The organism is Psychrobacter sp. (genome assembly GCF_049295055.1).
In the GTDB taxonomy this organism is placed as follows: Bacteria; Pseudomonadota; Gammaproteobacteria; order Pseudomonadales; family Moraxellaceae; genus Psychrobacter.
Genome location: NZ_JBAQQF010000085.1, coordinates 1 through 15,210, shown reverse-complemented (window position 1 = coordinate 15,210; position 15,210 = coordinate 1). Strand labels below are relative to the sequence as shown.

Genomic DNA, 15,210 nt, shown 5'->3' with positions numbered 1-15,210 from the left:
GTTAAGCTGGATTTGGCGTAATGTACTGACGGATTTGCTCAGCGACCAGTTCAGCGTTATTATCGAGTATCACTACGTGTTGCGGTAAGCTTTCCAAGCCTTCTGTATGAGCTGGACGCGCAATATCTATTTGACCAATCGCTTCGATAATAGTGTCAGCAAATTTCACTGGCAGTGCGGTCTCTGCACAAACAATCACTTCGCCCTTTTGCTGAAGCTCTTTAGCAACCTTGATACCATCGGCAGTGTGCGGATCTACCAGCTCATCATGCTGCTCATAAAGTGTTTTGATAGTGTCTAGACGGTCACTATGGGTAGATTTACCGGCGGCAAAGCCATAACGCGTATTAACCGCTTGCATTAAATCAGACAAATCAAAGCCCTGACCGGATTTCACGCCTTCAAATAACGCCTTAACACGAGTGCTGTCTTTATCGAGTAATAAATACACAAAACGCTCAAAGTTAGAGGCTTTAGAGATATCCATTGATGGGCTTGACGTCACATAGGTTTTATCAGTCGGACGTGGCTGATAAGCACCTTGGTTAAAGAAGTCATTGAGCACATCATTTTCGTTGGTCGCAACGATTAAACGCTCAATTGGCAAGCCCATCTCACGCGCGATATGACCGGCGCAAATATTACCGAAGTTACCTGATGGTACGCTAAAGCTAACTTTTTCATCATTATTTGAAGTCACCGCAAAGTAGGCTTTAAAGTAATAAACAATCTGCGCCAGTATGCGACCCCAGTTGATAGAGTTAACGGTGCCCAAGTTATAAGCCGCTTTAAACTCAGCGTCTTGTTGTAGGGCTTTAACAATATCTTGGCAATCATCAAACATACCATCGATAGCGATATTATGGATATTATCATCAGTTAAGCTATACATCTGCGCGCGCTGGAATTCACTCATTTTACCATGCGGCGACAACATAAAGACTTCGATATTATCTTTACCACGTAGCGCATATTCAGCAGCACTGCCAGTATCGCCACTGGTTGCACCGATAATCGTGATACGCGCGTCTTTACGCTTGAGCACATATTCAAAAGCATTGCCCAAGAACTGCATGGCAACGTCTTTAAACGCTAACGTTGGACCGTTTGACAGTCCTAAAATGTATAAATTGTCTTCGAGCTTGCGTACAGGAACAATCTCCGCACTGCCAAATATCTCAGCGGTATAAGTGCGCTCAATGATATCTTGCAAATCAGCTACAGGAATATCGGTCGCAAAGCGCTGCATAATCGCCATCGCCAGCTGTGGATAGCTCATAGAGCGCCATTCGGTAAGCGTCGCACTATCAATATTTGGATAGTGCTCAGGCAGCATCAGACCACCGTCCGGTGCAAGACCCATCAAGAGTACATCACTAAAATCCATCGGCGTTGTCCGACCACGGGTACTGATATATTTCATTAGATTGTCCTGTCTACAATGATGTTATTCAATATTAAAAATGGTTTATTTGGCAGCTTTGTGTAGCAGCGCATAATAAAAGCCATCGCCGCTCTCGCTATCTATCGGTAGACACTGGCGACCGACTTCTTGGGCAATCCCCCAACTACAAGCTTCGGTAAATTCGATAGCATTAGCGTCAGTATGATGTCTCATAAATTCTTGTATCTGCTCAACGTTTTCTTTCTTTAATATTGAGCAAGTGATGTATAGCAAATAGCCACCAACTTTTAATTGTGGCCATAGATTATCTAAAATCTCTGCTTGCAAGCGCGCGGTTTGTTCAACATCTTCCTCATTACGTAAGATGCTAATATCAGGGTGGCGACGAATGACTCCAGTCGCGGTACAAGGGGCGTCTAGCAATATAGCGTCAAATACCGGAGCGTTCTTGTCAGCTTGCTTATTCACTCCCTGCCAGCGGGTCGCATCGGCACAGACGATATCTAGTTTAACTTGCTCTAACTGCTTTAAGTTTAGACGCTCTAAGTTTTCATGAATACGGGTAATACGTGGTGCTTCATTATCAATAGCAGTTAGCTTAATCGTGCCGCTAGCTACTGATTCCTGATTATCATCACTATGTTTCACATGAAACAATGGTGACTGGTCAGCTGACTTTGATTGCTCTACGCCTAAAAGCTCTAACCAATGAGCAAGCTTGCCACCAGGCGCAGCGCAAGCATCTAAAATCTGCAAGTCCGAGTCAATATTAGGGTCATTGTTAACGCTGTCAGTGTTTAGCTTATTTATTAGCGCTTGATTGATTAAAGGCGCAGCCAATTGAGCGTACATATCTTGAATACTAACAACACCATCAGCGAATGACGGTAAGAAGCTGACTGCTGTAGTTTGCTCTAAACGTAATACCGGGGTGATAACGGTAGTCGTTTGCTGATCCTGATGAGGCAGTTGTAAAGCGCTGGTTATCTCTACCAAATCAGCGCTAATATCGGCTTCAATTAAACTCTGCTGATAGCCATTAACGTCGGTGACGGCAGTATTTACCCGTAAGAACATGGGCGCAGGTTGACGTAAACCCTGCATCAGATCGTCGTATTCCTCACTCCAATCTTGCTTGAGCTGATAGGCAAGCCAATTAGGTAAGCTATGTTTTTTATCACATTTCTTGCGGAATTTACTTGGGTTCTTAACCACTTTACGCAAGATAGCATTGATTAAACCAGTCGCATGAGCAAACCCAATTTCTTTCGCTGCCTCAACCGTTTCATGAATGGCGGCATGATCAGCCACTTCTAAATACAACAACTGCACCAAACCCACTTGAATGGTAGTGCGAACTTCAACCTCATCGATAGGGTTATCAGCTATGCTATCTAGTAAGCGCTCAAGGGCATACCACTGGCGCAATGTTGTCAACAATAGCGCATGAGCAAACCCTCTATCACCATCGTGCAAACTGTTCAATAACGGGTCAAGAACGCTTGAGAGTGACTTACCGTTTTGAATAGCCAGTAAAGTGCGAATCACGCGGACGCGGACGCTACCATTCATAATAAGGTTGCTTGACGGTTTGAGCTTATTATTTCTAGGCGCAGTGTTGGTTTGTCTCATTAAATTGGATTTCCTTGACGTATGATGAATAGCGTCTTGTGCAAGTTGGATTATTTGTAACTAAAATAGATTAAATTATTTTGAAGCTTTCGTGAACTGGTCACCATCGTTTAGCTGATTGCCATGACAGATTTGCTCAGCCGTCATCGGCTTACCACCAGCAAACTGTAAATTGGTTATGGCTAAAATACTGGCCAGTTGCATATGATCAGCAGTGGTATTATTAACAATTTTCTTAGCATTATTTTCTTTGCCACAGGCGACTAAAATCGCTTTGCGCCCCACGCTGATGACGGTACCAGCAGACTTTTCTGTTTGCTGTGAAGTATTAACAGGCAAGCTGGATAATATTTTGACGCGTTGCCCCGATAAAAAAGTATAAGCGCCCGGCCATGGGGTCAGTCCACGAATTTGGCGCTCAATCTCAGTAGCGGATTGCGTCCAATCAATTTCGCCTTCAGTTTTGACCAGTTTTTCAGCATAGTTAGCTTGACTGTCATCTTGAGCAGTAGCCTGTGATTGATAGTTGGCTAAGTCTTGTAGCACCGTACTGATAGCACTCGCGCCAAGAGCAGCCATTTTATCATGTAGGCTGGCTGCCGTATCATTAGCGTCGATACTGGCGCTCACTTTATAAAGCATGTCGCCCGTATCCAGCCCCTTATCCATCTGCATAATAGTAATACCTGTTTCATCATCGCCAGCCAATAGCGCACGATGAATCGGCGCTGCACCGCGCCAACGTGGTAATAATGAAGCATGAATATTGAGACAACCGTAAGTAGGTGTGATTAATACTCCAATAGGTAAAATAAGTCCATAAGCCGCTACAATCATCAGATCTGGCTGGTAAGTACGCAAGGTTTGCCTAGCCGCCATCCCTTCTGTGCTTGATTTTTTAAACGTCTCTGGCTGCTCTACTGGAATATTATAGGTAAGCGCAACTTGTTTGACTGAAGAAGCTGATAATTTCTGTCCGCGACCTGCTTTGCGATCCGGCTGAGTATAGACGGCGACGAGCTCTATATTGAGCGTCTCTTGCTGCCTAATTAATGCCTCAAGGCTGATAGCAGCAAACTCAGGAGTACCGGCGAACACCACTCTTAATGGTTTGGTACGCTTTAACTCATCAGCAATGTTTTTTTGCTGAGGCTCAGTAGTATCGAAGGATGAATCAGAGGCGCAAGCAAGTGTCGTCATAGTAAGGCATTATTGATAAGTAATTGCTCTATTATAGGTGAGTTTACGATGTTGTGCCATGATTGTAATAGCTTCAATCAAGCGCTACTAATGACGCTATTTATCCTTATAATAGCAATAACACCTCGTATCATTTTTTGAGCGGTCATATAGCGCTTATTTATCCATTAAATAGTGATAAGCAAATTTGATAGAGGTATCAAAAATTCACTATATGCCATCATGCCGACTTAAGGTCATGCCTTTATGCAACAGTTTCAGTCTCTACAACGCTTGCTGATTTTTTATACTTTGACACTGCTGGCCATGTTGTCGTTGTATTACTTCACGATGTTCTATGAGATGAGAAATGATAGCGAACAGCGCAGTGTAGAGGTTTTTTATTCATTACAGTATGAGATTACTGAGTACGTCAATCCTATAGATTCTGAGATCAAAGAAATACTAGAAAAGCCCTTTTTTAAAGGTATTAGCTATCAGCTAATTTTTATGCTGCCGTCTGGCCAAACGTATATCCACCGTTATAATCGTTCTAATGAGCATGAGTTTACGGGCATCATGCTTCCTAATACTATTACCTCGTTGCCATCGGATAGCCCCATTCGTAGTGCTTATACGCTTACCAATCATGATTTAGTAGGAACTATTGAGCTTGACAGTGGTCATAAGATTTATACGATATTGCGTCATAAACCGCTTGATATTAACTGGATATCTTATCGTTATTGGCTTCCATTAATGACAGCCCTCATATTTTTTACCTTGGCATTACTTTATGCGTTAAAGCGCCGTGCCAATTGGGAACAGCTACTAACCTATACCGACAATTTGAGTAGCCACGCAAAAGATGCCTATAGCCCACCGCCGTTTATTGAAAAAAAAACCACGGCTGAGTTTTTGCAATTAGGTCATTCGCTTAGTCGTATCAATTATCAGCTGCATAATGATCATCGCCGTATTACCACACTTAAGCATCGTTTAGAGCGTTTGGTTGATCACGCACCGCTAGCCATGTTAATGATTATGAGGCACGGTCAGATCAGCTTTTTTAATCAACGTTTTGAGCAGATATTTGCGACTTCTTTTAAAAGTGATTGCAATTATCATCTGACAGATTTTGTCTTTTCTGAAGAGGCATCTACTCAATTACTGCTACAAAAACTGGCAAATCTTCGTGTTACACGCACATTAATGGTCTACGGATTGATGGATAAAAAAGCCTATCAACTGCATATTACGCCGTGGTTTGGTGAGCATGGACAAGTGCATGGTTTTACCATACTACTAAATAATATCAATGAGTTGGTCAATCAAACCGCACACTTACAACAACAAAACTTGCAAATGCAGCAACAGATTGATGAATTTAACACCCTGAAATCAACCATGGGACATGATTTACGCCTACCATTAGAGACGATAATTGATACGCTCGAACCCATTGATCCTAAGACTTTGACTGCCGATCAGAATCAGATCTTAGATACCTTAATTCAAACCAGCCACTCTATGCTCATCATGCTCAACGATATGTTAGATATAGGGGAAATAGACGCTAGAAAAACTCGCCTTAGTATCGAGCCAGTTGATATTTATAGGATCGGACAACAGGTTAGTCATTCATTGGTAGATAGTACAAGGCAACATGGGCTTGAGCTCCTGTACTCCTTTGCCCCTGATTGCCCGCGTTGTATTGATACTGATCATAAGCGCCTACAACAAATATTGCGCAATTTATTAGATAATGCCATCAAATACACCACTGCAGGTTATGTTGCGCTTACCATCGAAGCAATTAACGGTGCAAAGTTATCAAATACGGAAAACGGCGCAGGCTTAATATCTGTAAATGAAAGCAGTAAAACAAACTCATCCCATGACTGGGTTCGTTTTAGCATACAAGATAGCGGAATAGGGTTAGAGACAACCAAAAAAAATCAATTGAACGCTTATTTTAATCAAACGCTTAAATCAGAAGGCAATCGAGCAAATAATCAAGCAAACAATCAGGCATACCTACAAACAGAGAGTCAAACAAGCCATCCAGTTGTTCAGAAAGGCGTTAGACTAACGACTGCTCATAGTTTTGCTAAATTATTAGGCGGCTTTATCGAAGTACAAAGTACGCCCAATGCAGGAAGCATTTTTAGTCTTTATTTACCTTGCCGGAATCCAAATTATCAACCCATCTATCATCTCAATCCTCATCTAAGCCACATTTATCTTATCGCGATTATCAATCAACCACTTGCTGCTGAACATCTACAGCGCTTATGCGACTATTTATCCATAACAGTCACTATTTTTACTTCTATAAACAGGGCGACTTTACAACAGTTAACAGATAAGTTGGTACAAAACGAACAGACACTCTCCCCTATCCTACTACTGGATTACGAATATTATGAAAGCGTCACTATCGCTTTATCTAATCAGATAAAAGCTAATAATAAAAACATAAGTCATCAACAAGTAACCCATGTGCAAACTGAAGTAGCTAGCGTAGAAGCGAATGTTATAGAGGAAGATATCAACTTAGAAGATAAGATGTCCATAAATATCGATAGACAGTACGTTTTAAATCATCTGCTCGCTAAGCCGTTGCTACCGAAGATATTACTAAGTATGAAGTCTGAGCGCCGCATCCCTTCTATACTATTAGATAAATGTGACGGCTTTTTAACCAAACCGCTGGATGCGACATTATTGCTATCTGAGCTACTGCGCTTGACTTTACCGCTCAGGCAGACGCTGATACCACAGGCAAGCGTTAAAGACAATAATAGCCCGTTAGCAGCAGACAATACTGCGAGCGAAACCTTATCTCCTCTTATTCTAGTGGTCGAGGACAGTCCAACCAATCAGAAAATAGCATGCAAAATATTAGCTAAGCTTGGTTATCGTAGTGTGGTGGCAGAAGATGGTCAGCAAGCGTTGGATACTTTACAAGCACAGCGGCAAGAGATTGCGCTTATATTAATGGATTGCCGGATGCCGGTGATGGATGGACTACAAGCGACCCAAGCTATTCGAGCGCAAGGCGATGACATTCCTATCGTTGCGCTTACTGCGAATAACACTGAAGAAGACCGTGCTGCATGCTTAGCAGTAGGAATGGATGAGTTTTTATCTAAGCCTATTAATAAGAACAAGCTGCAGGAAGTCTTAGAGACCCTTATTAAAGCCTAAGAAGTGTCTCTAAAACTCATGCTTGAGATCAATGAAAATATGTTTGACACCTATTGGACAGGAAGCCCAATAGAGTGTTCGAAAACCTCATTCTACCAATAATGTGTTTTAAAAAAATCGACTATAACAACTTATTTCATAAAGCCATTATCTGCTAAAAAAGCTTCGGTAATAGTGCTTTGCAGATTACTGCTATTCGCTGTATCCGTATGTGATTTATTTAACAAACGTTCTAAATAACGCGCCACGATATCTACTTCCACATTAACCTTATCTCCTACTAACCAATGCTGCGATATATTTGTGATTTGAGCGGTATGCGGAATAATATTAAGAGAAACAATATTATCACGTACTAAATTGGTGGTGAGACTGATGCCATCAAGGGTAATAGAGCCTTTAGTCGCCGTATAATGCGCTAGCTCCTTTGGTATCTCAATTTCAATATAAATAGAGCGCGCATCCTTTTGTAGTTTGCTAACTACCCCTACACCATCGACGTGACCGGCCACAATATGTCCGCCAAAACGTGTGGTCGGAAGCATAGCCTTCTCTAAATTTACAATATGACCTGGTTTTAAATCTTCTAAAGCGGTACGAGCGATAGTTTCACGTGAAACATCAACAGAGTAATGATTACTGCCAAAATCCACAACGGTCAGACAAATACCATTAGAAGCAATAGAATCTCCCAATTTCACATCGCTAAAATCCAATCCATCAGACTCTATCGTTAAGCGAATATCGCCGCCCATAGGCTGCATAGATTTAACTTTTCCGACACTTTCTATGATTCCGGTAAACATATCGACCTCTTTTCATTGTTTTATTGTCATTGTAGACAGTGTTTTTAATGTGAGCACAGTAGTAATATTAAGCATCTGGCAGTCATCTAACATAATACCGTAAGTCACAATATAATCTTTGCTAAGCTAAATGATGGGATAAACTGTGGATAAGTAAAGATTAAAAACTATTAATTTCTATAAAAACCTTTACTTATAAAGAGTTATCCACAACAGAGCTGTTTTTTACTTATTACATTTATAGATAGCTAATTAACGATAAGCAACTGATTAATAATAGATTATTTTAAAAATCCACAATATCAGTATTTAAGATGTTTCATGTGAAACAAAGTTATGCACAGTTTCATGTGAAACCAGCAGTAGCAATTTATATTTATCCACATCTAAGCTGTTTCCATTGCTTTCTGTGGATAAGTCATTGAAAAATAAAAAGCTTTATAACGGCAATAAGGTTAGTTTAAGATCAGTACCAAGCTTTTCATGAGTATGAATAGCAAAACGCAGCTGTTGCGCTAACGATAACGGATTTATATCAACCATAGATCGTGCTTGTGCACCCAACAGGCAAGGCGCTTGATAAACAATCAGCTCATCTACCAGCTGTTGTTGCAAGAAACTGCCAGCAACGCTAGCGCCTGATTCTATCAATACGTCATAGCACTGGTGCTCACTGACCAAAATCTTTAATAATTCAATCAAGTCATCTTTACGCCAATAGAGTGTGTCGGTACGACGGCATAACTGATAGTCAGATTGTAGATGATGCTCTAACCGCTCTCGCCTATCCAGCACCACTACCATAGGATTTGGAACTTGCTCAGGCGCTATACCCAACTGGCTAGAGCGCACGTTTAATTGTGGGTTATCGATCATAACCGTTTCGCTACCAGTAATAATAGTGCCACTCTGCGCTCGCAGCTTTTGGACATCTTCGCGTGCTGCTGGACCGGTAATCCACTTAGATTCACCATTTGCCATGGCGGTACGGCCATCGAGACTGGTAGCAATCTTCAGTCTCACATAAGGCATTCGGGTACGCATTGCCTTGAGAAATCCTTTGTTTAAATCCTCTGCTTGTGCCGTTAGCACGCCCACAGTGACCTCAATGCCCGCTTGCTCTAATAATGTCACACCGCGACCCGCAACTTGTGGGTTTGGATCCAGACCCGCGATGACGACACGTTTCACGCCAGCCTCAACGAGCGCCTGCGCACAAGGCGGTGTACGCCCCGTATGGCTACAAGGCTCTAAAGTCACATAAGCAGTAGCGCCCAAAGCTCGCACACCTGCACCTTTTAGCGCAAACACCTCAGCATGCGGCATACCTGCTTTGGGATGAAATCCTTGACCGACCACCTCTTCTGCTTGGACAATGACACAACCTACGGCAGGATTTGGTCTAGTGGTATACAAGCCACACTTTGCCTGCTCGATAGCAAGCATCATAAAGTAGCTGTCTTGTGCATTTTGCGAGTGGCTTAAATTTGGCATAAAGGTGAACTTAATAAATAATTGGTCATCATTATTGACAGATTTGTCTTATAAAATAAGAATGCTGATCTTGGAAAAAACTCTAATTAATAAAGGTTACAGGCTTCATTTATCAATGGGTCGAATATTGGCGATTTCTTGATGAAAAGCATCGATATCCTGAAAGTCACGATAAACACTGGCAAAGCGTACATAAGCGACATCGTCCAACTCCTTAAGCTCGCTCATGATGATTTCACCCAAGACTTTACTACTGACTTCACGCTCACCCATTTGTCGTATGCGCTTTTCAATACGGCTAATCATTCCTTCTTGCTCATCGATAGTAATAGGGCGTTTTTGCAGTGGTAGTAGAATCGAGCGCCGCAGCTTGTCATTGTCATAAGGTTCAATCTTACCGCTTGATTTGATGATACGCGGCATCACCACTTCGACTACCTCAAAGGTAGTAAAGCGTTCTTGACAGCTGTTACATGATCGACGGCGACGCACTTGCGCGCCTTCTGCTGCAAGCCGTGAGTCGATTACTTTGGTATCTGACGCATTACAATAAGGGCAATGCATGCTGCTTTCCTTGTCTTAATATTAAGCACAATAACAGATGCTAATGACTTCAAATATTTGTATATAAAGACTCATCAACAGTATTTATCCGTTAATAATAAATCATCAAATCACTTACCAATACAAAAACTGCCAAAAATCTTACCTAATAAATCATCTGCGCTAAATTCACCAGTAATCTCAGCTAGACTATGCTGAGCTTGACGTAAGCTTTCAGCGACTAACTCCCCCGCTTTAAAGATGGTTAACTGTTCATGGGCTTCTGTTAAATAATCGGCGGTTCTTCTCAAGGCATCTAAATGCCTCGTACGAGCAATTAAGCTATTTTCTGGTGGATGAAAACCTACTTTAGCACACAAAGTTTCGACTAAGTCATCAATACCAGCACCTGTTTCACATGAAACATTAACTTGTTCATAACCACGACTAGTAATTTCTAATGCAGAAGCAGAAGTTGTTTCTTTACTGCTGTCATTACTTATTAATAAACCACTTAGTAAATCGCTTTTATTGGCAATGATTAATAAGCGCTTGGCTTCTGGTAACTCCCCGAACAGCTGCTCAGCCAACTGCAATGGCGTGCTCTCTTCTTCCAGGTCACGGGTGACATCATAAACTAAGAGCAATATATCAGCTTGAGTAATCGCTGTACGTGCACGCTCAATACCGATACGTTCTACCGTATCTTCTGTATCACGCAAGCCTGCCGTATCCGTTAAATGGAGCGTCAAGCCATTGAGCACCACAGTTTCATGTAAGGTATCGCGCGTCGTACCTGCCACCTCAGTGACAATAGCACGCTCTTGACCTGCCAAACGATTAAGTAAGCTTGATTTACCGGCATTTGGCCTACCTGCTAATACCACATGAATACCGTCACGTAATAGTTGCCCTTGCTTTGCCGTCGCCAATACGTGCTGTATTTTTTCTTGTGTTTGCTCAAGCTTATCTTGTATGACCCCATCGGATAAAAAATCAACATCTTCTTCATCGGGAAAATCAATCGCTGCTTCAACATGCAGTCGCAGATGGATCAATTGCTCAAGTAATTGATTAATCTTTTTTGAAAATTCACCACTGAGCGAACGTATAGCACTACTGGCAGCGGCAGCACTGGTTGCATCAATAGCATCAGCGATGGCTTCAGCCTGCACAAGATCCAACTTATCATTATCGAAAGCACGATAGGAGAACTCTCCAGCGTTTGCTTGTTTTGCACCTAGCTCAAACACCCGCGCTAAGAGCTGGTTTTGTAAAATTATACCACCATGCCCTTGCAGCTCAACGACATCTTCACCAGTGAATGAGTGTGGTCCTTTAAAGTACAGCACCAGACCTTCATCAATAACCGTACTATCAGCCTGATAAAAACGACAAAAACTCGCCATACGTGGCTTAAAAACAGACTTACCAGTAAGCTCACAGGCGATATCATACGCACGTGTGCCAGACAAACGAATAACGCCGACGCCGCCACGCCCAAGTGGTGTTGCAATTGCAGCAATTGTGGGTAGGCTGGCCAAATCAGAATTTTTAGATGTATCAGGGGCGACTAACGCCATCTCTTGGGAATCCACAATCACTCTCGATAACTAAAAGCTCCATTATAGACGGCTTGGCGCACACTGACAAAGCAAACTTTAAATAGTCATACATTGCTATCGTTAAAGCACTTCAAAAACGAGAGAGCACTGTTGGGATATTTTTTTGCAGCATTGATCTTTCATTCCAACAAACAAACCATAGTGCTTTGCGTATAAAAAAACCACCGCCGTAGCGATGGTTTCTTATAATAAGTAAGCTTATTTACTGCTTAATCCAGTACTTTAACGGTGCGAAGTTTTTGCTCTTCTTCGACTTTTTTATTAACAATATACTGATGTGTCATGCTGAATAAGTTATTCACTGTCCAGTATAGTACCAAACCTGCTGGGAAGAACAGCATGAAAGCGGTGAAGATAATTGGTAAGAACTTCATGACTTTCGCTTGCATCGGATCAGCTGGCTGCGGATTAAGCTGCTGCTGTATAAACATCGACGCACCCATCAATAGCGGCAGAATGAACCACGGATCCATCGCTGATAAATCCTGAATCCATAAGATCCATGGCGCATGACGCAGCTCAACACTTTCAACCAGCACCCAATATAACGCTAAGAAGATAGGCATCTGCATCAAGATTGGCAAACACCCAGCCATTGGATTGACTTTTTCTTCTTTATAGATACCCATCATTTCTTGCGACATCTTCATGCGATCGTCGCCGTGCTCTTCTTTTAACGCTGCTAAACGCGGTGCAATCGCACGCATCTTCGCCATTGAGTAATAACTCTTATTAGAGAACCACATCAAGGCGAATTTAACCAAGATAGTCAATAGAATGATTGACCAACCCCAGTTACCGATAACCTTGTGAATACCATCCAAGATAGCAAATAGTATCTTCGATATTGGCCATAACAATCCATAATCAACGGTCTGATTCAGCCCTACCGCCACATCTTTAAGCTCAGACTGTACCTTTGGACCTGCATACAAGGTTGCATTTAAAGTAACTTGCTTATTTGGACCTACATTGACAGGTTGACTATTAAAACCAATGAAATAATCATCACCCGTTTCACGGCTAAAGAATTTACCGGTAAAATTTTCAGGCGTCCATGCAGATACAAAGTAATGCTGCACGATGCCAACCCAACCTTTGTCGCTAGTGGTAATCAACTCGCCATCGTTAAATTTACCAAACTTTAACTTGTTATAAGGATCATCAGGTGTACCCCAAGCGCCGCCCAAATAAGTCGCCATGCTCAGCGCCCCTTTATCAGACATACCAGGGTCTTTACTGTCATCACGTTTTAATTGTGCGAACATCTGACCTTGCCATGCTGTTGCAGAGGCATTCTGAATCTGATAACTGATATCAATAGGGTATTTGTCTTGAGTAAAGGTAAAGGTCTTGGTAACTGTCACGCCATCTTTTTTATAAGTTAGCGGTACTGATAACGTTTGCTGACCTTTTTCCATCACATAGTTATTAGCAGTATGGCTGTATTTGGCGCGACCTTCTGCTGTATCGATACCGTTTTTACCAATCAGACCAGACTGAGCGACATAGACGCGATTACTATTATTTTCTAACAATACAAAAGGCTTATCGCTATCGAGCGTCGCATCATACTGCTTTAGCGCAGCATAAACGATGTCACCGCCTTCTGGGTTGATTTTGATGTCATAGCGATCAGTAGTGACTGTGATTAGTCCTGCGTTTGCCGCCGGTGTGGCTGTCACAGTACCATTATCAACTGTACCCTTATCGACAGGTAGTGTCTGTACCGGAATATCACCTGCTGCACCGCTAGTAGAAGGAATGTCAGCTCCTACTGAAGTTGCAGTTTCTGGCACCGTGTCTACAGCTGGGGCATCTGCATAATCATCACGCCATGCCAAAATCAGCAGATAAGCGGTGATTAACATCGCAATGATGATCATCACCCGAAATATCTTTTGCATAAACCTTTCCTAGATTAAAAAATTAGGGAATAAAAAACTAGGGCATGTGTTATGACCACCACACGGCATCAACCTATATAGTTAGCGGTAATGTCAGCAGTCAATCACATAAAATGTTCATCATTTTACTAAAAAACGACTCTAAATGATACCAACAGTGTGGATAACTTGTGGGTAACTCGATAGATATCCTTAAACCCTCATGCCATATGAGATCTTATGTCAATTTCATCATATGATTTAGGCGAGAAACATAGCTCTTATGATCTCGATATACATATAAACCCTGAGCTTGGATATGAGCTGATATAACACAAGATACGTGTTGATAATGATAAGAGGCTAGAGGTAGCGGTACAAAATCAATGCCATGTCCGCCCAAAGGGTGACAGCTGCCAATACGTTTTAATAAAAGCCAACTACCTACCCAAACACCATACCAAGCTAAAGCTTGCTTACCATAATTTGAACAAGTTGGGTAATATCGACAACGAGCAGGTAATATAGGACTTATTATTTTTTGATAAAATACAATAAAATAAAATATTAATTTGTATAAAATTTTATTTATATATTCTATTAAAATTTTCATTTTATTTTTTTTCTATTTTCTTAAGTATTGCATTTATTTCATTCTTTAATTCTTTTTTATCAATACCTTTAATAGATTTTTTAATTATAAATACAATATCTTTATTTTCTAAATCAATAGCCTTTACTCGAAACTGCTCACGTATTTGACGTTTGATCAAATTTCGCGCAACGGCAGTCGGTACCTTACGTTTTGTAATTGCCATGCCGACTCGTGGTTGAGCATGAGTATTGGTACTCACAAAGGCCATTAAATGACTCTGGTGAAGTTTACGTTCAGGAGCATCAAAGACCTCACGGAAGGCTGCAGGAGTAAGCAAGCGCTGCTCTTTAGTGAAACAGTAGGTAGGTATAGCTGAAATAGTATTGGACATAGTACAACCTAGTATGAGAGCTAATATAGTAGATCCATTTTTAAAATAATACAGTGCTACTTGGATTAATTATTCGCAGCCTCTGTCTGCATAAGCACAGCAAGCAAGAAAAATTGATACCAGTAGCACGTTATAATATTTGTATTTGTTTTACTTAGGACTGACTATAGCAGGATTAGAAATGACAATAAAACGCAGAAACAAAAAAAGCGCCGATATGGGCGCTTTTAATATATGGCTGAGTGTCAGTTGTGATGATTGACTATCGCAATCTATAAATAATAGAAACACAACAAGCCATGTTCGTCGTAATTTACTGATTATACAGTAAGACGATGACGTCCTTTAGCGCGGCGACGAGCTAAGACCTGACGGCCTTTTTTAGTTGCCATACGAGCACGGAAACCGTGAGTACGTTTACGCTTGATCACGCTTGGTTGGAAT

Annotated in this window: 12 protein-coding genes; 1 reads left to right on the top strand and 11 read right to left on the bottom strand. The window is 41.5% G+C overall.

All coding sequences use genetic code 11. The features are described 5' to 3' along the window. Position 1 precedes the first annotated feature (1 nt). The 3 genes from thrC to fmt all read right to left on the bottom strand — a co-directional run bounded on the left by thrC (position 2) and on the right by fmt (position 4,237). Positions 2–1,423, bottom strand: a complete 1,422-nt coding sequence (thrC, locus tag WAZ74_RS12910) for a threonine synthase (RefSeq protein WP_422308710.1) — start codon at positions 1,421–1,423, stop codon at positions 2–4. A 45-nt stretch (positions 1,424–1,468) separates the two neighbouring features. Further along, positions 1,469–3,037 carry a transcription antitermination factor NusB gene (locus tag WAZ74_RS12905; protein ID WP_422308709.1) on the bottom strand — a complete coding sequence of 523 codons (1,569 nt, stop codon included), beginning with the start codon at positions 3,035–3,037 and terminating at the stop codon, positions 1,469–1,471. A 75-nt stretch (positions 3,038–3,112) separates the two neighbouring features. Beyond that, entirely contained in the window at positions 3,113–4,237 is a 1,125-nt protein-coding gene (fmt, locus tag WAZ74_RS12900; RefSeq protein WP_422308708.1) for a methionyl-tRNA formyltransferase, read from the bottom strand. A 246-nt stretch (positions 4,238–4,483) separates the two neighbouring features. On the opposite strand from fmt, the gene WAZ74_RS12895 reads away from it, so the two are divergent. Further along, a complete protein-coding gene (locus WAZ74_RS12895) occupies positions 4,484–7,426 on the top strand; it encodes a response regulator (RefSeq protein WP_422308707.1) in 2,943 nt (980 codons plus the stop codon). A 131-nt stretch (positions 7,427–7,557) separates the two neighbouring features. Here the strand turns inward: WAZ74_RS12895 and WAZ74_RS12890 are convergent, their stop codons facing one another. The 8 genes from WAZ74_RS12890 to rpmH all read right to left on the bottom strand — a co-directional run. Next, positions 7,558–8,232 (bottom strand): riboflavin synthase, encoded by a 675-nt coding sequence (locus WAZ74_RS12890; protein ID WP_422308706.1) that lies wholly within the window; start codon positions 8,230–8,232, stop codon positions 7,558–7,560. A 438-nt stretch (positions 8,233–8,670) separates the two neighbouring features. Continuing rightward, positions 8,671–9,726: a bifunctional diaminohydroxyphosphoribosylaminopyrimidine deaminase/5-amino-6-(5-phosphoribosylamino)uracil reductase RibD gene (gene ribD, locus WAZ74_RS12885; RefSeq protein WP_422308705.1), complete on the bottom strand. Its 1,056-nt coding sequence runs from the start codon at positions 9,724–9,726 to the stop codon at positions 8,671–8,673. A 105-nt stretch (positions 9,727–9,831) separates the two neighbouring features. Continuing rightward, positions 9,832–10,290, bottom strand: coding sequence for a transcriptional regulator NrdR (nrdR, locus tag WAZ74_RS12880; protein ID WP_422308704.1), 459 nt, complete (start codon positions 10,288–10,290; stop codon positions 9,832–9,834). Between the two features lie 110 nt (positions 10,291–10,400). After that, the gene (mnmE, locus tag WAZ74_RS12875; protein WP_422308756.1) at positions 10,401–11,852 is read right to left on the bottom strand and encodes a tRNA uridine-5-carboxymethylaminomethyl(34) synthesis GTPase MnmE; all 1,452 of its coding nucleotides are present in this window, start codon (positions 11,850–11,852) and stop codon (positions 10,401–10,403) included. Between the two features lie 251 nt (positions 11,853–12,103). Next, on the bottom strand, positions 12,104–13,801 hold the full coding sequence (gene yidC / locus WAZ74_RS12870) for a membrane protein insertase YidC (protein ID WP_422308703.1): 1,698 nt from the start codon (positions 13,799–13,801) through the stop codon (positions 12,104–12,106). Positions 13,802–14,018: 217 nt separating this feature from the next. Further along, a complete protein-coding gene (yidD, locus tag WAZ74_RS12865; RefSeq protein WP_422308702.1) occupies positions 14,019–14,393 on the bottom strand; it encodes a membrane protein insertion efficiency factor YidD in 375 nt (124 codons plus the stop codon). Between the two features lies 1 nt (position 14,394). Further along, positions 14,395–14,766 (bottom strand): ribonuclease P protein component, encoded by a 372-nt coding sequence (gene rnpA / locus WAZ74_RS12860; protein ID WP_422308701.1) that lies wholly within the window; start codon positions 14,764–14,766, stop codon positions 14,395–14,397. A gap of 320 nt (positions 14,767–15,086) precedes the next feature. Then, positions 15,087–15,210 (bottom strand): 50S ribosomal protein L34 (gene rpmH, locus WAZ74_RS12855; RefSeq protein ID WP_422308755.1); only part of this gene is annotated, 124 nt, incomplete at its 5' end.